Origin of the sequence: Mesorhizobium kowhaii (assembly GCF_042431665.1) — a bacterium.
GTDB classification, from domain to species: Bacteria; Pseudomonadota; Alphaproteobacteria; order Rhizobiales; family Rhizobiaceae; genus Mesorhizobium; species Mesorhizobium kowhaii.
Genome location: NZ_JBHLYT010000020.1, coordinates 1 through 18,035 on the forward strand (window position 1 = coordinate 1; position 18,035 = coordinate 18,035).

Consider the following 18,035-nt stretch of genomic DNA (forward strand, 5'->3'; position numbering starts at 1 on the left):
GACATCAGCCGCAAACTAAAATCCCCATAGCCATCAACTGTGGCCCGCGGGTTCCTGCATGAGAGGCTTTCGTACGCCTCACGGCACCCGAAACCCTTCAGCATAGCAGTCATTAGAGTTAGCTGTGCCACTGCCTTAAAGCGGACAATACCGGCGACCGCGCTGGAGGTCGCGGGTGCGCCATTTCCAGATACTCCCGACACTTTTCGGGAGCGGACTTTCGCTTATCGTCCGGAACCGGACCGTTGGCAGTCCTTGGCGGCGGGGCGTAACGAACGGCTCGATTGGGCGGTTCCACGCTGTTCCGGGAACTTGCATGCTCCTTTCCGTTCAAAAACGTTGATCCGCAGGCGGACGCCGCCCCGCCGGCTATCCATTCTGGCCAGCCGGCGCTCGTCGTCGGGCGGTCGTTGGCGTGGCGTACACCGGGAGCGGGAACACTCCTCTGCGGACCAATGATGCACCGTAAATACCGTAGGTGCAAATTTCGGGTGTTCGAAACGCGAAAACCAAGGCCAATAAATCAAATTAAATCAATGACTACCTCATCTTAGCAAGCGAGGCATTATTTCTTTTTTGTCGTCGTTACTATTTATGTATTCCCGTCGGCATCCGACGGACGACTGTGAAGGCAGCCTGAAAGGAACCATGGGGGAAGCTTTCTGATTTGGTCCCCGAAAACCAATGAAATCAATGATCCTGGCACATCCTCCGGGCCCGCCCACGACTCAGTTTGCTAAAGCGCGTCGCGACGGCTGCCCCTTCACATCCTCGAGGCCACAACTTGTGAACTCAAGGCTGCTTCTGAGTGGGGTGCTCCGTTGATTTCATTGGGAAATTCCGTCCGGGGGCGCTACCACAGAAGGGAAGATTTAGTATATATTTCAGTGAGTTAATATGATTTTGGTAGCGGGAGAGCGCTACCGCCTTTCCCCCCACTCATCGGATCGGCGGTTCCTGCTCCGTTGTCTTGGATGAGGATTCATTTTGAATTGCCCGCAGCCGAAATCGTCAGACCGGCAGCCCGAGCTGCTTTCGAAGGCTTTTGTCGAATGCGGACGCGGGGACGAAGCGGCGCAGGAGACTGACCTGGCGCGCCATTTTGCCCGCCGCATAGCGCCTCTTGGGCGCGGGATCCGTCGCAGCCGCCAAAACGGTCTTGGCTACCACTTCGGGCGCATCGCCTTTTTCCATCGATTTCCGCACGGCTATGGTCATGCCAGCGCGCGCGGAGTCATAGACATCAAGCAACTGATCGGGCGCGGCGAGATTGTCCTCGAATGACGTACGGGTATAGGCGGGCTCGACCAACGAAACGCGAATGCCGAACGAGCGCAATTCGTGATCGAGCGATTCGGAATAGCCCTCGATGGCATGTTTGGTCGACGCGTAAAGCGCGAAATAGGGAGCGGGGATGAACCCCTGTACCGAACTCAAATTGACGATTCTGCCCTTCCCTTGGCGTCGCATTGCCGGCAACACCGCGTTGGTCACGCGAAGGACGCCGAAGACGTTCACGTCGAACAGCGCCAGAGCCTGTGCGATTGAGGACTCCTCCGCGCCGCCAAACAGACCCATGCCGGCATTGTTGACAAGCAGGTCGATGCGTCCGGCCTTGGCTATGACGTCATCGACCATTTTCGAAACGGACGCGTCGTCGGTCACGTCGCACGTCAGCATGGTAACGCCGTCGGATTGTTTGGAGGCAGTGCGACGACTGGTTCCGAATACGCGATAGCCCGCGCTTAGCAAGGCGTCGGCGGTAGCCCGCCCGATGCCGGAAGATGCCCCTGTCACAAGGGCGACGCCTGGATTGGTCTTGTTCATGGAAATTATTTCTTTCTTTGTGTTGAACCGGAGTTGGAGAAGCATGGAAGGTCGGTGTGAAGGGTGCCAATCATGAGCGCCCCTGGCGCTCGCGTCGGGCCGCTGGGGCGGTCCAGCGCCTGAACAAGGCGCTGGCATTCACGCCGCCAAAGCCGAAACCATTGGAGATCGCGTACTCCATCTCCGTTGGCCGGGGCTCGTTTGCGACGAAGTCGATGCCGTCGGCGGCCGGATCGGGAGCGCTCAAATTTAGTGTCGGCGGTGCCACCTGGTCCCTGATCGCCAGGATCGCGAAGATGGCACCAAGCCCTCCGGCCGCGCCCAGCAGGTGTCCGGTCGCGGATTTCGTTGCGCTGACAGCTATCGCGAAATTGCGCCCGAATACGCTCTTGATCGCTTCGATCTCACCCAGGTCGCCGACTGGCGTGGAGGTCGCATGTGCATTGAGATGACGAACCTCGCGCGGCGAAATCCCTGCTTGCGCGATTGCGATCTCCATGGCCCGGCGCGCACCGCCGCCGTCCTCGGGGCCAGAGGTGACGTGGTGAGCATCCGCTGTCGTGCCGTAGCCGATGAGCTCGGCGAGCGGTGTTGCGCCGCGCGCCAGCGCGTGGCTCAACGCCTCGATGACCAGCACGCCGGCTCCTTCGCCCATGACGAAGCCGTCCCGCGATATGTCGAAGGGACGCGAGGCTTGCGCCGGCGCCCAATTGAAGCCGGTTGAAAGAGAGCGTGCGGCAGCAAACCCACCGAGACTGACGATGTTCATGCATGCTTCCGTGCCGCCGCACACGGCAATATCAGCTTCGTTCGCGCGGATGAGACGGGCCGCGTCGCCGATCGCCTGGATGCCGGCCGCGCACGCCGTCACCGGTGCGCCCAATGGACCTTTGAAGCCATGACGGATTGAGATCTGGCCCGCTGCGAGGTTCACCAGGAAGGATGGCACCGTAAAGGGCGACAGGCGGCGGGCGCCACGCAGGTCGACCGTGCGCACCGCCTCGGTGATGGCGGGGAAGCCGCCGACCCCTGAAGCGATGATCGTTGCTGTGCGCAGGCGATCCGTTTCCGAGGCAGGCCTCCATTTCGCCTGCGCAAGCGCCTCTTCCGCCGCGGCCAGCGCAAAGAGAATGAACCGATCTACCTTGCGCTGATCCTTCACGGACAGGACGCCATCAGGATCGAAGCCAGCGTCGGGGTCTTCTTTCAAGGAGGGAACCACGCCGCCAATCTTCGCCGGCAGGTCTCCCACCACATCGTCCGGAAGCCTACGGACGCCCGAACGACCGGCCAGCAGGCGCGACCATGACGCTTCGACATTGGCAGCAAGGGGCGTGACCGCCCCCATGCCTGTAACAACAATCCGTCGCATCTATTCTCCTATCACTTGGGTGCGCCGACAGCACTGCCCACGCCGTTCAAGCGGCGACTGCTTCGCGAACCCGATCGGACGCCGCATCCAGAAAAGCCTGCGCAAGGTCGGGGTCGTTGACGACCCGTGAGAGCAGCACCGCCCCGACCATTGTCGACAGAATGGCCATGGCCTTGCCGCCGGTCTCCTCGCCGTCGGCCTTGCCAACCCAACTAGCGAGCATCTCAAGGTATTCCTTGATCCCGGCTTCGAATGACGCCTTCACCTCGGCGCCCTGCCTGGCAGCATCCGAGCCGAGCGCAACGACCGGGCAGCCGTCCATCCTTTCTCCGCGATGGTCCATGCTGAGATAGAATGAGATCACTGCCTCGAGTGGATTCTCAGGGTTTGCCGCAGTTGCGTCCGACCACCTGTGGGTGGCGCTCTCCATCGCCCGCCTGGACGCCTGCGCCGCCAGGTCCTCCTTTGACGCGAATTGCTTGTAAAAGGCGCCCTGGGTCAGCCCCGCGCCCTTCATCAGATCCTTGAGGCCGATGCCGTCAAAGCCGCGCTCCCGAAAAAGGCGGCTTGCCACATTGATCACGGTTTCGCGGTTTTCTGCGGCTTGAATTCGGCTCACGCGCATCGTCGATTTCCTTTTTGATTGCGTTCGTAATCTATAATAGATATAGAGGATGAATGCAATCTATCAAGAAGAGAGACGAGATGATCCGCAAAACCCCGAGGGCATCGCTCGCCTGGCAAGGATGTGACGGTCTCGACCGAGACTGACACGCATCTGCGGGCCGACGCGACAATGCGTTGATCCTACACGCATACCGCACTGCTTCCGGCAACGGATTCTTTGCGTCCGTGCGGCTTGCCACACGGTGCTCTCGATCGTGCCATCCATTAAATTTGGAGGAGAGGTGAAATGCTATACAGTTATTTTGTCGAGAAATCGATCCGACAGAGCTTCGACCACATCAACAACCATCGCTGGGATGCGGCGGTGAAAGCACTCGCGCCGCATGTCCATCACCGCGTTTCCGGCGCCCACGCACTTGGCGGTGAGCGCCACGATAAAGAAGCTCTGCGCCGCTGGTTTCAGCGCTTCGGCCGTGTCCTGCCCACTCTACATCTCACGGTCAACCACATCTGGGTGAAGGGCTGGCCGTGGCATACCACCGTGTTTGCCCACTGGGACGGTACCGCAACGCTGCTCAACGGCGACACGTCGTACGTCAACCGTGGTCTCCACATGTTCACCCTGCGGTGGGGAAGAGTCTATGCAATTGAGGAATTTTTCGATTCGCAAGCGGCGGCTCGCGGTCTTGCCGCCCAAGGTGCATCTGGCCTCGAAGAAGCTGTTGCCGAACAGATTGTAAGCTAGCAGAAGGGGCAGTCAGAGGCCCACTGGTTACTTGACCGCTGGTGCGCTACCCGTGGCCATCATCGCTAGGCGGGCGGTCGCCAGTACATCTGTTCGGAAAATGCGACCTGCCACCCGGGGGCGTCCTCCGGTCCTCGATTATCAGAATCGACCCGCTGAACTCGCGTGGACGAGCACTATGAAGCTTGCCATGTGCTCGGGGTAACGTTGCGGCGGCGACTCCGTTCTTGGCGCGCTCCTGAAGAAAGCGGCTTGCCACATTGATCACGGTTCGCAGTTTTCCGCAGCTTGAATTCGGCTCACGCGCATCATCTTTTTTGATTGCGTTCGTAATCTATAATCGATATAGAAATCGAACGCAATCTAATTTGAGATGAGGCGACGAGCGTGAAAAAGAGAACCGTTATCGTATTGGGATCGACCCTGACGGCGATGTCATGGGTGGCGGCATTCGCCACGTTTGCTACTCCCGCGCAGGAAGCTCCTTTGGTGACCGACCCAAGGCAGGAGGCACCATTCGTCAGACTTGTGTCGGCAGCGCCGGTCACCGAATCAGAACGTGGCTTCACCGGCATCATCGGGGCGAGGGTGCAAAGCAATCTCGGCTTTCGGGTTCCCGGCAAGATCGTGGAACGGTTGGTGGACGTTGGTCAGCAGGTCAAAGCCGGTCAGCCGCTGATGCGGATTGACGATACCGATCTGCGCCTCGCGCTTTCGGCGAAACGCAATGCCGTCGCGGCAGCGCGTGCAACAGTCGTTCAGACTGAGCCGGATGAACGGCGGTACGCCAGCTTGCTCCGCGCCGGTTGGGTTCCACGGCAGCGCTACGAGCAGGCGAAGGCTGCGTTGGATACTGCCCAAGCGCAACTTGCCTCGGCCGAGGCCGACGCACGGGTCGCCGAGAACGAGGCGGCCTATGCAGTCCTGTTGGCGGATGCGGATGGAACGGTGATTGAAACGCTTGGCGAGCCGGGGCAGGTCGTCGCTGCCGGCCAGCCAGTGATCCGGACCGCCAAGTCCGGCCCGCGCGAAGCGGTTGTCGCGTTTCCCGAAACGATCCGGCCGGCGATCGGCTCGGCAGCCGAGGCCAGCGTGTATGGTGGCGATGTGCGTCGTTATTCAGCGCATCTCCGGCAGCTGTCGGACTCCGCCGATGCCCAGACTCGCACTTATGAGGCCCGCTATGTGCTCGACGGCGAGGCTGCCGCAGCACCTCTTGGTGCGACGGTCACCATTCGGCTCGCAAACCAGGTGAAACAGCCGGAGGTCCAGGTGCCGCTGGGAGCCGTGCTCGATGACGGCCGGAAGACCGGCGTTTGGGTGTTGGACGGCGCCACCTCAACCGTACACTTTCAGCCCGTCCAGCTTGTTCGTGTAACCAGCGAAACCGCTGTGATCTCCGGATTGAACTCCAACGTTCCCATTGTGTCGCTAGGCGCCCACCTCCTGCAGGAAGGCGCTCGCGTCCGGACCGAGTCCGAAAGCGGGAGCAACTGATGAGCTTCAATCTTTCCGCGATCGCCGTTCGCGAACGCGCCGTCACCTTGTTCTTCATCCTCCTGCTGGTGGCTGCCGGAGCCTACGCCTTCCTCATGCTCGGCCGGGCGGAGGACCCGAATTTCACCATCAAGACCATGACGGTTACGACGGCATGGCCGGGCGCGACGGCGCGCGAGATGCAGGATCTCGTCGCCGAACCGTTGGAGAAGCGGCTTCAGGAACTGACCTGGTACGACAGGGTGGAGACGACCACACGGCCAGGTTATGCGTATATGACGGTCACGCTGAAGGACAGCACACCGTCATCCGTCGTGCAGGAGGAGTTCTACCAGGCTCGCAAGAAACTCGGTGATGAAGCCCGCAACCTGCCGCCCGGCGTCTTCGGCCCCTTCGTGAACGACGAATATTCGGATGTGAGCTTCGCCCTCTATGCGCTGAAGGCCAAAGGCATGCCGATGCGGGAGCTGGCGAGGCAGGCCGAGGTGATCCGCCAGGACCTCCTGCACGTGCCCGGCGTCAAGAAGATCAACATCCTTGGTGAACGCCCTGAACAGATATTCGTCGAGTTTTCCTACGCCAAACTGGCAAACCTCGGCGTGTCGGCACAGGACATCGTCGGTGCCTTGCAGCGGCAGAACACCGTCACGCCAGCAGGTTCGATCGACACCCTAGGGCCGCGCCTCTTCATTCGGGTCGACGGCGCCTATGACAGCGTTCAGGCGATCGCCGACACCCCGATTGTCGCTGGGGGGCGGACGCTGAAGCTATCCGACATCGCCGAGGTCAGCCGCGGCTATGAGGACCCTCCCACATACCTCATCCGACGCCAGGGCGAGCCCACCATCATGCTCGCGGCCGTTATGCAGGAGGGCTGGGATGGTCGCGCGCTCGGCAAGGCCCTGGAGGACAGGACTGCCGCGATCACACAGACACTGCCGCTCGGCATGACGCTCGACAAGGTGTCCGACCAGGCCGTCAACATCACCTCGGCGGTCGACGAATTCATGTTGAAGTTCGCGATGGCGCTCGGCGTCGTGCTGCTGATCAGCCTGCTCAGCATGGGCTGGCGCGTCGGGATCGTCGTGGCGGCTGCCGTCCCTCTGACGCTCGCCGTGGTCTTCCTCATCATGCTGGAAACCGGCCGGTTCTTCGATCGCATCACGCTCGGCGCCCTCATCCTGGCGCTTGGTCTTCTCGTGGACGACGCCATTATTGCTATCGAGGTGATGGTGGTGAAGATGGAAGAGGGGATGGACCGCATTAAGGCGGCGGCCTATGCATGGAGCCACACTGCGGCGCCGATGCTATCGGGAACTCTGGTGACGATCGCCGGCTTTGTGCCGGTGGGTTTTGCGCGCTCGACGGCTGGCGAATACGCCGGCAACATCTTCTGGGTCGTGGGGTTCGCCCTCATCGTCTCCTGGATCGTCGCGGTAGTCTTTACGCCCTATCTCGGTGTCAAGATGCTGCCCGCGATCAAACCGGTCGAAGGCGGTCACCACGCTATTTACGACACGCGTAACTATCGACGTTTGCGGCGGGTCATCACGTTTGCTGTGCGCCATAAGTTCGTAACCTGCGGTATCGTTGGCATCGCCTTCGCGCTTTCCGTCGTCGGTATGGCCGGCATCAAACAGCAGTTCTTCCCGACATCCGACCGCCCTGAAGTGTTGGTGGAGGTTCGCCTGCCGGAAGGTGGTAGCATCGAGACAACGACCGCTGCGGTCGAAAAGCTCGAAAATTGGCTGGACAGCCAGCCCGAGGCCAAGATTGTCACGAGCTACGTCGGCCAGGGCGCTCCGCGCTTCTTCTTTGCGATGGCTCCGGAACTGCCTGATCCTGCTTTCGCCAAGATCGTCGTGCTGACCCCCGACGCGGAGGCGCGTGAGGCGTTGAAGCACCGGCTCCGAGAGGCAGTGGCGCAAGGGCTTGCGCCCGAGGCGAATGTCCGCGTTACGCAGCTCGTGTTCGGCCCCTACACGCCGTTCCCCGTCGAGTTCCGGGTCATGGGCCCCGATGCGACGCAACTCTACAGCATTTCCGAAAAGGCTCTCGACATCATGCGGAGCGTCCCGGATGTGCGGCAGGCCAACCGCGACTGGGGCAATCGCACGCCCGTGCTTCGCTTTGTCCCCGATCAAGATCGACTGAACCTCATCGGCCTCTCGCCGGCGGAGGTGGCTCAGCAACTGCAATTCCTTCTCACCGGCATCCCCGTTACGCAGGTTCGCGAGGACATCCGCAACGTCCCCATCGTGGCACGCAGCGCCGGCGGCGAGCGGCTGGATCCGGCGCGTCTGGCGGATTTCTCGCTGATAAGCCGGGACGGCCGCTCGATTCCGCTCGACCAGATCGGGCATTCGGAAATCCGTCAGGAGGAGCCAATCCTGAAGCGCCGTGACCGCACGCCCGTTGTCACGATTCGCGCGGACATCAATGAGGCTACCCAGCCTCCGGAGGTCTCCAAGCAGATCATGAAGGCCCTTCAGCCGCTGATCGAGTCCCTTCCGGTCGGCTATCGCATCGAAATGGGCGGATCGATCGAAGAGGCTGAAAAGGCCAACACCGCGCTGGGCAAGGTTTTCCCGGCTATGATAGCCGCCATGTTGATCGTCATCATGCTGCAGGTGCGATCCTTCTCGACGATGTTCATGGTTATGCTGACGGCGCCGCTTGGCCTTGTCGGCGTCGTGCCGATGCTGCTCACCTTCCACCAACCTTTCGGGTTCAACGCCATTCTGGGTATGATAGGACTGGCCGGCATCCTGATGCGCAATACGCTGATCCTGACCGAACAGATCAAGGAGAACCGTGCTGCCGGCATTGACGACTATCACGCGGTCATCGAGGCCACGGTGCAACGCACACGGCCCGTCATCCTGACCGCACTTGCCGCCGTGCTCGCCTTCATCCCCCTCACGCACTCGGTTTTCTGGGGATCGATGGCCTATACGCTGATCGGCGGAACGGCGGCTGGCACGGTGTTGATCCTGCTCTTCCTTCCCGCGCTCTACACCGCGTGGTTCCGGATCAAGCCGACTGCGGATGAGGTCCCGACTGCGGATGAAATCCATGAGGTTTCGACGGAGGAACTGGAAATGCGACCAGTTATGGCTGCTGAGTAGGGCACCGTTGCCGAGCCTCGTTTGTCTGCACGGGGCGACTGGCGGGTTCGTGTGCCGATGCTAGTGAGAGCAATCAGTATGGCTAACGGTAGCGGATGCCCACGTAACCGATTGATCTTATTGACCAAATGGTAGCGGGAGAGGGACTTGAACCCCCGACCCCAGGATTATGATTCCCGTGCTCTAACCAACTGAGCTACCCCGCCAGGGCGGCGAAAGGCCCGAAATCCGCCTCAAATCGAAAGGCATGTCGGGGCGTTCGCCAAGGTCGCGCGGATATAAGGTTGGGAGGGTGAGCCTGTCAAGCTTCGAAGCAACCGCCGTGCCGGCTTATTGTCGTTGTCGAAAAGCTTTGCTGCGCAGACATTTGGTTGCTGCCGCCGGGGTTGAGTTCGCAGGGGCACGTCGCTATGTCTCGGCCACGAGTTTTTAGAGTTGAAACAGATGAAACCGCGCATTGCAGTCCTCGGTTGCGGATACTGGGGCAGCAACCACATCCGCACCCTCAAGGCGCTCGGCGCGCTGCACGCGGTCTCCGACGCCAACCGGGCTCGCGCCGAAGGCTTCGCCAGCGAGCAGGACTGCCTGGCGATCGAGCCCGACCAGCTGTTCGTCCGTGACGATATCGACGCCATCGTCATGGCGTTGCCGCCGCAATTCCATGCCGACCTTGCCGTGCGCGCCGTCGAGAGCGGCAAGGACGTGCTGGTGGAAAAGCCGATCGCGCTGACGGTGCCGGACGCCGAGCGCGCGGTGCAGGCGGCCAAGGACAATGGCCGCGTCTTCATGGTCGGCCATGTCTTGCGTTTCCATCCCGCCTTCGAGACGCTGAAGGGGCTGATCGACAAGGGCGAGCTCGGCGAAGTCCGCTACATCCATTCGCATCGGCTCGGGCTCGGCAAGTTCCACACCGAGAACGACGCGCTGTGGGACCTGGCGCCGCACGATTTGTCGATGATCCTGGCGATCACCGGCACCGAACCGATCGAGGTGCGCGGCGAGGGCGCTGCCCTGCTCGACAATCTCAGTGACTTCGCGCATCTGCACATGCGTTTTCCCAACGGCCTGCGCAGCCATCTCTTCACCTCGCGGCTCAATCCCTATCGCGAGCGGCGGCTGACCGTGGTCGGCACCAAGGCGATGGCGGTGTTCGATGACGTCGAACCATGGGAACGCAAGCTTGCCGTCTACCGTCACGCTGTGTGGCAGGACAGCGGCCAATGGGCCTTCACCACCAATGAGCCGTCCTATGTCGCGGTTGCCCAAGGCATGCCGCTGACGCGCGAGCTGGAGCATTTCATCCAGTGCATCGAAACGCGGGCCGAGCCGCGCACCAGCGGCGAGGAAGCGATCAGGGTGTTGCGTATCCTGACCGCGGGTACGGTCACGCACACCACGTCCAATTCCTGAGAGCCCGTTTGGAAACTCTACTCTCGCGGCCATCCGATGGCGTTTTCTGCGCTTCCGTTGCTCACGGACCAAGTGTCCGCTGCGCCACGGTTCTCGAAACCACCATCACATGACTCGCCAGAGCGAATTTCGAAACAGTCTCTGAGAGGGTAGCGGTTTACTCGGCGGGGATCTGCGCCGGCCTGGCGGCAAGCCGGGTCAGCATGGCTTCGGCCTCGGCGCCACGCTCCGAGCGCTCGATGAAGCCGCCGCCGAACACGCGCGCTTCGTTGCCGTCATCGGAATAGAGCACGCAGGCCTGTCCGGGCGCGATGCCGGATTCGCCGTCGACCAGTTCCACCCATGTGGCGCCATTGCCGTGATGCAGCACGGCAGGGCGGGGCGGGCGCGTCGAACGGACCTTGGCGAACAGCTCCAGGCCGCCGGCGGGGACATCGGCCAGCGGCCCGTCGCCCAGCCAGTTCATGTTGCGCAGATAGATCTTGTGCGTCTCCAGCGCCTCGCGCGGGCCGACCACGACGCGGGCGCGGTCGGCGTCGAGATGGACGACGTAAAGCGGCTCGCCGGATGCGATGCCGATGCCGCGGCGCTGGCCGATCGTGTAGCGCAGGATGCCTTCGTGGCGACCGAGCACGCGGCCGTCGATATGGACGATGTCGCCCGGATTGGCCGCCGTCGGCTTCAGCTTGGCGATGATGTCGGAATATTTGCCCTGCGGCACGAAGCAGATGTCCTGGCTGTCCTGCTTGGCGGCAACCGTCAGCCCCATCTCCTCGGCGATGGCGCGAACCTGCGGCTTCGACAGGCCGCCAAGCGGGAAGCGCAGATAGTCGATCTGCGCCTGCGTGGTGGCAAACAGGAAATAGCTCTGGTCGCGGTCGGCGTCGACCGGCCGGAAAAGCGCGCGGTGGGAGCCATTGGCGCCGGAGCGGATATAGTGGCCGGTGGCCAGCGCGTCGGCGCCAAGCTCCTTGGCGGTGGCCAGAAGATCGGCGAACTTCACCGTCTGGTTGCAGGAAACGCACGGGATCGGCGTCTCGCCGGCGACGTAGCTCTCGGCGAAGGGATCGATGACCGCCTTGCGGAAGCGTTCCTCGTAGTCGAGCACATAATGCGGAATGCCAAGCGTCTCCGACACCCGGCGGGCATCGTCGATGTCCTGTCCGGCGCAGCATGAGCCGGCCCGGTGCGTCGCCGCTCCATGGTCGTAGAGCTGCAAGGTGACGCCGACGACGTCATAGCCCTCGCGCTTCAACAGGCCGGCGACGACGGACGAATCGACACCGCCCGACATGGCGACGACGATGCGGGTGTTTTCGGGACGTCCGGGAAGATCGAGGCTGTTCATGGTTCTTTCGTTCTGCGCGGCGCCTAAATGCCAATGACGGGAATATAGGTCAAGCTTTCCGGCTACGCCAGCTTGCACGGCCGATCGACAGGCAGCGACCGGTCTGGCGAATGGAGAGATTTTTCCGCGTGGCGCCGGCGCTTCCAGGCTGATGTTTCAAATGCCGACGAAAAGACTAACGCGGCGTTCATGATCCTTACCTAGTCATTAGGGTCTGCTTAGGCAATTTTTAAAGCTGTGGCGGTAACGTGGCGGGGATTGGGTCTTTGAGTTTTTTGTAGAGAGTACGATGACCGATCTGATTAGACCGAGAGTCAAGTATGTTATCGGGCCTGACGGCAGCCCTCTTACGATTGCCGATCTGCCGCCGACGAATACACGTCGCTGGGTTATCCGGCGCAAGGCGGAAGTGGTTGCTGCGGTGCGCGGCGGGCTCTTGAGCCTTGATGAGGCATGCCAGCGCTACAAGCTCACCACCGAGGAATTCCTGTCCTGGCAGGCGTCGATCGACGAGTATGGCCTTGCCGGGCTGCGCACGACGCGCATCCAGCAATACCGGCATTAGAGTCGGTCTAAACACGATCAAAGGGCGCGGCAATCCGCGCCCTTTTGTTTTCGAGGCGATCTTTTGGCGCTCAGGCCGTCAGCGCCACTTTGCCGATCGGCCTGGTGGCGAGAAAGGCGTGAGCGGCACCTGCCTGCTCGAGCGGGAAGCTTTTCGCCACGTGGACGGTGAGCTTGTTCGCATCGATCAACCGGGCGAGTTCCAGCAGGCCTTCGCGGTCTGGCACGACGGACATGCGCTCGACCCGGATGCCCCGCGCGCTGGCCTGCGTCTTCGTCGCGTCGCTGACATTGAGCAACGACACCAGCACGCCGCCGCGCTTGAGCACCTTCAGCGAGTGTTCGGCATGGTCGCCGCCAATAGGCTCCAGTACGAGATCGATGTCGCGAACCTTGTCGGCGAAATCGCCCTTGGTGTAGTCGAGAACCTCATCGGCGCCGAGCGAGCGGGCGAAATCGAGCTTCTGCGGGCTGGCGGTGGCGATGACGTAAGCGCCGCGCGCCTTGGCGATTTGCACCGCCAGATGGCCAACGCCGCCGGCTGCGGCGTGGATCAGCACGCGCTGGCCTGATTTCAGTCCGCCATGGCGGACGAGGCCTTGCCAGGCGGTGAGGCCGGCCAGCGGCAATGCACCTGCCTGGACCTGGTCGGCGCCCTTCGGCTTCAGCGCGATTTCATCGGCTGGCACAGCCGCCAGTTCGGCGTAAGCGGCCGCCTGCTTGGGGAAGCGCGGCATGCCGAACACCTCGTCGCCGACCTTGAAGCGGGTGACGCCGGCGCCCAGCGCCTCGACGGTTCCCGAGATATCCCAGCCCAGGATGAAGGGCGGCTCGCCGAGCAGGGAGTAATAGCCAGCGCGGACGGAGCCATCGACCGGATTGATGCCGGCTGCCTTGACACGGACCAGCACCTCGCCGGCCTTTGGTGTGGGGTCGGGCCGATTGGCGATGACAAGGACGTCGGGTCCGCCAACGGAATTCTGGATAACGGCACGCATGGGATGTCTCCTGCTTGGTTGGTGCCACTATCATTTGGATAGTAATAGTCTCTTGTCCAGTATGTACCTATTTGATATATAGGTACCCCATGGATAGTGGTGACGGTTCTCCTTTCGGCTATGATGCGTACCGGCGGACATGTGCTTCGCACACCGTGCTCGAGATGCTGGCCAGCAAATGGGTCTATCTGGTGGTTTGCGCGCTGCGCAAAGGCCGGCTGCGCAATGGCGAGCTTGCCCGCAAGCTCGAAGGCATCACGCCAAAGATGCTGACGCAGACGCTGCGCGTGCTCGAGCGCGACGGCCTGGTGCGGCGCGAGATCTTCCCTGTCATTCCGCCGCGTGTCGAATATGAATTGACCGACCTTGGTCAGAATCTGGCGGGACTGCTCAACCAGATCAGGTCCTGGTCGGAACAGCATGCGCCCGACATCAAAGAGGCCAGGGCGCGGGCGGCTGCCGAAAATGAAGGCGATTGGGCCGCTTAGCGGAGCTCTCAGCTCTGCTCAATCGAGCCTTTCGTGGCCGTCCGGCCAAGGCCGGAAGCCGAATTTTGCGCTCGCCGGCAAACGCCGACGTCGCGGACAGACCCGACTTCAGCCGATCATGGCGCTGCGGCCACCGACCTCGGATTCGCGAATCTTAGTGTCGCGCGATTCGAGCATTTCAGCCTTGGAAAGCTCCGCTTCAGCTTCGCCGAGTAATGTTTCGGCAGTGCTTCGCTGCTGGGCGAGGTCGCTTTGCGAATTTCTGAGGTTGTCGCGACGCAAACGCGCCGCCTTGGCAAAGGTCGGATAGGCAAAATGGTTGATGTCGGTGATGCCGGCTTTCTTTTCTTCGGCGGTGATCTGAAGCTCCAGTTCGACGGCCATGCGCTCGAACTCGGCGATCATCATGTCGAGCTGCAGCAGCTGCCGCCGCTTCTCATTCACCTGAAACTGTTTCAGCCGAACGAGGTTTTCACGTGACTTCATGATTCGGTACTCCCGGAAACGCACACCCGCACATATCGTCCAAACCACTTGGAAAGGCCCAAGCGTCACCCGTGTCCACCGGCTTTCCCCGAACTATGGGAAACAAAACCCTAAAGTTTTTTGCCGGCGGTAACCATTCGTTTACGGGCATTGTTAATCATACGGGTCAGGACTTAAGGCCGGGTAAAAATTCCGGCCGCCGATGCGGGAGCCGCGTCGATGAGTCTCTGGAGTCGCTTAGTCCAGGTTGTTAATGTGTTGCATTAGGAATTGGGTTCTGTGATTCGTTATTAGATTCAAGAGGGTGTAGAAAGAGGTTAAAAAATCTGGTACCGTCGTGGACGGGAAATTAGGTTTTGTTAACCATTTAATGGCAGCCTCTGCACAAGGCAACCACTGCTCCGGGTCCGGACGGGTCGTGAAATGGTCCGGCAGCAGAAAAGGGGAATGAAATGCGTGTTCTGCTGATAGAAGATGACAGTGCAACCGCACAAAGCATCGAACTGATGCTGAAATCGGAAAGTTTCAATGTCTACACGACCGACCTCGGTGAAGAGGGTGTCGATCTAGGCAAGCTCTACGACTACGACATCATCCTTCTCGATCTCAACCTGCCTGACATGTCGGGCTATGAAGTCTTGAGAACGCTTCGCCTGTCCAAGGTGAAAACGCCGATCCTCATCCTCTCCGGCATGGCCGGCATCGAGGACAAGGTACGCGGCCTCGGCTTCGGTGCCGACGACTACATGACCAAGCCGTTCCACAAGGATGAGCTGGTCGCCCGCATTCATGCCATCGTGCGGCGCTCCAAGGGCCATGCCCAGTCGGTCATCACCACGGGCGACCTAGTGGTCAACCTCGATGCCAAGACCGTTGAAGTCGGCGGCCAGCGCGTGCACCTCACCGGCAAGGAATATCAGATGCTGGAGCTGCTATCGCTGCGCAAGGGCACCACGCTGACCAAGGAAATGTTCCTCAACCACCTCTATGGCGGCATGGACGAGCCCGAGCTGAAGATCATCGACGTCTTCATCTGTAAGCTGCGCAAGAAGCTCGACGCGGCATCCGGCGGCCAGAATTACATCGAGACGGTCTGGGGTCGCGGCTATGTGCTGCGCGAACCGGAAGACATCCGCGTCAGCGCCTGAGCGACGAACACCGTCCGAACTTTTCTTCGACAAAAAAGCCCGGCTCCGGCCGGGTTTTTTTCGTGATGGGCTGATAACTATTTGTTTTTACGCAATTCCCTAAGGGAAAGCGCTACGCGCTTTTCCCGGGAAAACCGTTACACACTTTTCCTGGAATTGTTCCAGGCCGCCGACTCAGGCGGCGATCTTCAAGGTGCGAAAACGCTCGAGAAGTTGCGGCCGGTTGAACGGCTTCAGGAGATAGCCCTGGGCGCCGGCGCGCTTGGCCCGCATGATCGAAGCGATATCGAGCTCGACCAGTGAAATCAGGATCTGCGGCTTTGTCGGGCTCTCCATGGCGCGCACGCGACGGATGAGATCGACCGCCGCCACGTCCGGCAAGGCGCCGTCGACGACGATGATGTCAGGCATGTCGGCAGCGCACATCTCCAGCGCGTCAAGTCCGCTGGCTGCCTCGATGACAACCATGTCGGAGCCGCCCAGGATGCGTTTTGCAACCTTCCTGATGACACTTGAATCGTCGACGAACATGCAGCGTTTCATTTCCGGGTCCTTTTGCCTGTTGGCAATCCGGTAGCGTCGGGGGCATCCGAAAGGCACCATAGGCCGATCTGGTAAAGAAGCCGAAAAGCGTTTAGGTAAAATTTTTGCAAAGATGCCGTTTGCGGGCTGTTCTTCGCAATGCTTCGGCGTGGCCCGCCCGGTGAAGCTCATCTCACCTCGATCGAGATGCCGCCGCAGGTATTACGAATTGAAATACTTTGCTTCTCTAGGGCGTTGGCGTGAATTTCAGGCGGCTGAAAGCACGATTTCTTCCGGCGTCGCGTGGATCGATATCGTCATGTTGGCTTCGCGCGCCAGAAGCAGCGTGTAATAGGGCTGCACGGAATGCGCGTCGATCGGTTCCTCCGGCTTGTGGCCGGAATGCAGTTCGAGGAATTTCGGCGGCACGCGCAGCATCGGGCCGCTCGCCGCAAGCGCGAAACGTGGCTCGGTTTCGAGGTTTTCCAACGTCACCGAAAGCTTGCCGCCGCGCGGAATGGCGGCGTTGGCGACGAGGAGCAGGTTGAGCAGCAGCTTGACCTTGTTCTTGGGCAGCAGCGCGCGCGGTCCGTTCCAGGTCAGTTCCGGCTTTTCGTTCTTGAGGAAGGCGATGGCGACCGCTTCGGCATCGCCGGTATCGATCAGCATGCCGGCCGAGCCGGCGGCGCCGAAAGCGATGCGGGCGAACTGCAAGCGGGCCGAAGCGTTGCGGGCGCTCTGGCGGATCAGTTTCATGGCGTCCTCGTCGGCGCCACCTTCGTCGAGCAGTTCGAGCCCGTTGTTGATCGCGCCGACCGGCGAGATGATGTCGTGGCAGACCCGGCTGCACAAAAGCGCTGCCAGATCGGGTGCGGAAAGGGTGAACAGATCGGCCATCGGCAAAAATCCCTGCAAAATTTCATAACTCATGGCCGAGCGATCGATTCGTCGCCGTCCACACGAATCACGCTCTCCCCTCGGGCCTTCTGAATACACAGCGCCCGTGCGTGCAGCAACAAATCCAAAATTGTGGTTATGGCAAATGGCGCGTTCGCGCAGGCCGCCGACCCCACCTGAGCGAGCCAAAACAGCCTTTGAACCGCCATGTTCATGTGCGAGCTTAATTGTTGAAAAAGGATTACGGCATAGTTTGCCCGTAACAGTTACCCTTAACGGCCGGCTAAAAGAGCCGTACGGGTGCGAGGCGTCGGCGAAAGTGCTCCCTGACGGAGATTGGAAGCATGTTTTCCCGATTCTACGACCGGACTTTTTTCCGTGTCCCAGACCGGACTTTTGTCCGTGTCGTCTCAATGGCGGTCGCGCTCATGGGCGTTCTCGTCTTCTCGACTTCGACCCTGCGAGCCCAGGAATATACCGCTCAAGAGATTGTCGATTCCGGTCACAAGTTCTTCGGCGCGACATCGGGCGGTCTGGCCACGGTTATCGAGAAGATTTTTGCTTCCTACGGACTGCCCAACGGCTATCTGCTGGGCGAAGAGGGCTCGGGCGCGCTGATCGGCGGCCTGACCTATGGCGAAGGCACGCTCTACACCAAGAATGCCGGCGATCACAAAGTGTTCTGGCAAGGCCCGTCGCTCGGCTGGGATTTCGGCGGCGAGGGGTCGCGGGTGATGATGCTGGTCTACAATCTCGACGATGTGGGCAACCTCTACAACCGCTATGGCGGCGTCGCCGGTTCGGCCTATGTGGTGGCCGGCGTCGGCTTCAACGTGTTGAAGAACAACAATGTGCTTTTGGTGCCGATCCGCACCGGCGTTGGTGCCCGGCTCGGCGTCAATCTCGGCTATCTGAAGCTTACCGAACGCGCCACTTGGAATCCGTTCTGAGCTAAACCCGTTCCGTTGCGGCAAACGC

16 protein-coding genes and 1 tRNA gene are annotated in these 18,035 nt (G+C 60.9%); 8 read left to right on the forward strand and 9 right to left on the reverse strand.

Annotated features, from left to right (window positions below; translation table 11 throughout):
- Positions 1–1,011: 1,011 nt before the first annotated feature.
- From ACFFNA_RS14870 to ACFFNA_RS14880, 3 genes are all read right to left on the reverse strand, one after another.
- Complete coding sequence (locus ACFFNA_RS14870) at positions 1,012–1,827, reverse strand: oxidoreductase (protein ID WP_378919344.1); 816 nt, start codon at positions 1,825–1,827, stop codon at positions 1,012–1,014.
- Between the two features lie 70 nt (positions 1,828–1,897).
- Positions 1,898–3,199, reverse strand: coding sequence for a beta-ketoacyl-ACP synthase II (fabF, locus tag ACFFNA_RS14875; RefSeq protein ID WP_378919346.1), 1,302 nt, complete (start codon positions 3,197–3,199; stop codon positions 1,898–1,900).
- Positions 3,200–3,245: 46 nt separating this feature from the next.
- The gene (locus tag ACFFNA_RS14880; RefSeq protein WP_111542752.1) at positions 3,246–3,824 is read right to left on the reverse strand and encodes a TetR/AcrR family transcriptional regulator; all 579 of its coding nucleotides are present in this window, start codon (positions 3,822–3,824) and stop codon (positions 3,246–3,248) included.
- 288 nt (positions 3,825–4,112) lie between these two features.
- On the opposite strand from ACFFNA_RS14880, the gene ACFFNA_RS14885 reads away from it, so the two are divergent.
- The 3 genes from ACFFNA_RS14885 to ACFFNA_RS14895 all read left to right on the forward strand — a co-directional run bounded on the left by ACFFNA_RS14885 (position 4,113) and on the right by ACFFNA_RS14895 (position 9,196).
- Positions 4,113–4,571, forward strand: coding sequence for a nuclear transport factor 2 family protein (locus tag ACFFNA_RS14885; protein ID WP_111542753.1), 459 nt, complete (start codon positions 4,113–4,115; stop codon positions 4,569–4,571).
- 432 nt (positions 4,572–5,003) lie between these two features.
- Positions 5,004–6,068: an efflux RND transporter periplasmic adaptor subunit gene (locus ACFFNA_RS14890; RefSeq protein WP_378919454.1), complete on the forward strand. Its 1,065-nt coding sequence runs from the start codon at positions 5,004–5,006 to the stop codon at positions 6,066–6,068.
- The gene (locus ACFFNA_RS14895) at positions 6,068–9,196 is read left to right on the forward strand and encodes an efflux RND transporter permease subunit (protein WP_378919348.1); all 3,129 of its coding nucleotides are present in this window, start codon (positions 6,068–6,070) and stop codon (positions 9,194–9,196) included. Before ACFFNA_RS14890 ends, ACFFNA_RS14895 begins: the two co-directional genes overlap by 1 nt.
- 129 nt (positions 9,197–9,325) lie before the next feature.
- Here ACFFNA_RS14895 and ACFFNA_RS14900 read toward each other — a convergent pair.
- Positions 9,326–9,402: transfer RNA gene (locus ACFFNA_RS14900), tRNA-Met, on the reverse strand.
- Between the two features lie 238 nt (positions 9,403–9,640).
- On the opposite strand from ACFFNA_RS14900, the gene ACFFNA_RS14905 reads away from it, so the two are divergent.
- Positions 9,641–10,606, forward strand: a complete 966-nt coding sequence (locus ACFFNA_RS14905) for a Gfo/Idh/MocA family protein (protein ID WP_378919351.1) — start codon at positions 9,641–9,643, stop codon at positions 10,604–10,606.
- A gap of 157 nt (positions 10,607–10,763) precedes the next feature.
- Here ACFFNA_RS14905 and mnmA read toward each other — a convergent pair whose 3' ends face one another.
- Positions 10,764–11,954: a tRNA 2-thiouridine(34) synthase MnmA gene (mnmA, locus tag ACFFNA_RS14910; protein WP_378919353.1), complete on the reverse strand. Its 1,191-nt coding sequence runs from the start codon at positions 11,952–11,954 to the stop codon at positions 10,764–10,766.
- A 289-nt stretch (positions 11,955–12,243) separates the two neighbouring features.
- Here mnmA and sciP point away from each other — a divergent pair, with 289 nt between their 5' ends.
- Complete coding sequence (sciP, locus tag ACFFNA_RS14915; RefSeq protein ID WP_111542793.1) at positions 12,244–12,519, forward strand: CtrA inhibitor SciP; 276 nt, start codon at positions 12,244–12,246, stop codon at positions 12,517–12,519.
- Positions 12,520–12,589: 70 nt separating this feature from the next.
- On the opposite strand, the gene ACFFNA_RS14920 is transcribed toward sciP, so the two are convergent.
- Positions 12,590–13,516, reverse strand: coding sequence for an NADP-dependent oxidoreductase (locus tag ACFFNA_RS14920; protein ID WP_378919355.1), 927 nt, complete (start codon positions 13,514–13,516; stop codon positions 12,590–12,592).
- Positions 13,517–13,605: 89 nt separating this feature from the next.
- Between ACFFNA_RS14920 and ACFFNA_RS14925 the strand changes: the two genes are divergently transcribed.
- A complete protein-coding gene (locus tag ACFFNA_RS14925) occupies positions 13,606–14,004 on the forward strand; it encodes a winged helix-turn-helix transcriptional regulator (protein WP_111542794.1) in 399 nt (132 codons plus the stop codon).
- A gap of 108 nt (positions 14,005–14,112) precedes the next feature.
- Here the strand turns inward: ACFFNA_RS14925 and ACFFNA_RS14930 are convergent, their stop codons facing one another.
- Complete coding sequence (locus ACFFNA_RS14930) at positions 14,113–14,490, reverse strand: flagellar export protein FliJ (protein WP_378919456.1); 378 nt, start codon at positions 14,488–14,490, stop codon at positions 14,113–14,115.
- 452 nt (positions 14,491–14,942) lie between these two features.
- Here ACFFNA_RS14930 and ctrA point away from each other — a divergent pair, with 452 nt between their 5' ends.
- Entirely contained in the window at positions 14,943–15,638 is a 696-nt protein-coding gene (gene ctrA / locus ACFFNA_RS14935; protein WP_006203583.1) for a response regulator transcription factor CtrA, read from the forward strand.
- Positions 15,639–15,812: 174 nt separating this feature from the next.
- Here ctrA and ACFFNA_RS14940 read toward each other — a convergent pair whose 3' ends face one another.
- Together ACFFNA_RS14940 and chpT are read right to left on the reverse strand one after the other, a co-directional pair.
- Positions 15,813–16,181 carry a response regulator gene (locus ACFFNA_RS14940; RefSeq protein ID WP_378919368.1) on the reverse strand — a complete coding sequence of 123 codons (369 nt, stop codon included), beginning with the start codon at positions 16,179–16,181 and terminating at the stop codon, positions 15,813–15,815.
- Between the two features lie 246 nt (positions 16,182–16,427).
- Entirely contained in the window at positions 16,428–17,057 is a 630-nt protein-coding gene (gene chpT, locus ACFFNA_RS14945; RefSeq protein WP_111542797.1) for a histidine phosphotransferase ChpT, read from the reverse strand.
- Between the two features lie 413 nt (positions 17,058–17,470).
- On the opposite strand from chpT, the gene ACFFNA_RS14950 reads away from it, so the two are divergent.
- Positions 17,471–18,007, forward strand: a complete 537-nt coding sequence (locus ACFFNA_RS14950) for a DUF1134 domain-containing protein (RefSeq protein ID WP_245445784.1) — start codon at positions 17,471–17,473, stop codon at positions 18,005–18,007.
- Positions 18,008–18,035: the final 28 nt, after the last annotated feature.

What these genes read in the sequence shown, in the direction of transcription:
- ACFFNA_RS14870 (WP_378919344.1), bottom strand. Translation starts at nt 1,827, where the DNA reads ATGAACAAGACCAATCCAGGCGTCGCCCTTGTGACAGGGGCATCTTCC.
- fabF (WP_378919346.1), bottom strand. Translation starts at nt 3,199, where the DNA reads ATGCGACGGATTGTTGTTACAGGCATGGGGGCGGTCACGCCCCTTGCT.
- ACFFNA_RS14880 (WP_111542752.1), bottom strand. Translation starts at nt 3,824, where the DNA reads ATGCGCGTGAGCCGAATTCAAGCCGCAGAAAACCGCGAAACCGTGATC.
- ACFFNA_RS14885 (WP_111542753.1), top strand. Translation starts at nt 4,113, where the DNA reads ATGCTATACAGTTATTTTGTCGAGAAATCGATCCGACAGAGCTTCGAC.
- ACFFNA_RS14890 (WP_378919454.1), top strand. Translation starts at nt 5,004, where the DNA reads ATGTCATGGGTGGCGGCATTCGCCACGTTTGCTACTCCCGCGCAGGAA.
- ACFFNA_RS14895 (WP_378919348.1), top strand. Translation starts at nt 6,068, where the DNA reads ATGAGCTTCAATCTTTCCGCGATCGCCGTTCGCGAACGCGCCGTCACC.
- ACFFNA_RS14905 (WP_378919351.1), top strand. Translation starts at nt 9,641, where the DNA reads ATGAAACCGCGCATTGCAGTCCTCGGTTGCGGATACTGGGGCAGCAAC.
- mnmA (WP_378919353.1), bottom strand. Translation starts at nt 11,954, where the DNA reads ATGAACAGCCTCGATCTTCCCGGACGTCCCGAAAACACCCGCATCGTC.
- sciP (WP_111542793.1), top strand. Translation starts at nt 12,244, where the DNA reads ATGACCGATCTGATTAGACCGAGAGTCAAGTATGTTATCGGGCCTGAC.
- ACFFNA_RS14920 (WP_378919355.1), bottom strand. Translation starts at nt 13,516, where the DNA reads ATGCGTGCCGTTATCCAGAATTCCGTTGGCGGACCCGACGTCCTTGTC.
- ACFFNA_RS14925 (WP_111542794.1), top strand. Translation starts at nt 13,606, where the DNA reads ATGGATAGTGGTGACGGTTCTCCTTTCGGCTATGATGCGTACCGGCGG.
- ACFFNA_RS14930 (WP_378919456.1), bottom strand. Translation starts at nt 14,490, where the DNA reads ATGAAGTCACGTGAAAACCTCGTTCGGCTGAAACAGTTTCAGGTGAAT.
- ctrA (WP_006203583.1), top strand. Translation starts at nt 14,943, where the DNA reads ATGCGTGTTCTGCTGATAGAAGATGACAGTGCAACCGCACAAAGCATC.
- ACFFNA_RS14940 (WP_378919368.1), bottom strand. Translation starts at nt 16,181, where the DNA reads ATGAAACGCTGCATGTTCGTCGACGATTCAAGTGTCATCAGGAAGGTT.
- chpT (WP_111542797.1), bottom strand. Translation starts at nt 17,057, where the DNA reads ATGGCCGATCTGTTCACCCTTTCCGCACCCGATCTGGCAGCGCTTTTG.
- ACFFNA_RS14950 (WP_245445784.1), top strand. Translation starts at nt 17,471, where the DNA reads ATGGCGGTCGCGCTCATGGGCGTTCTCGTCTTCTCGACTTCGACCCTG.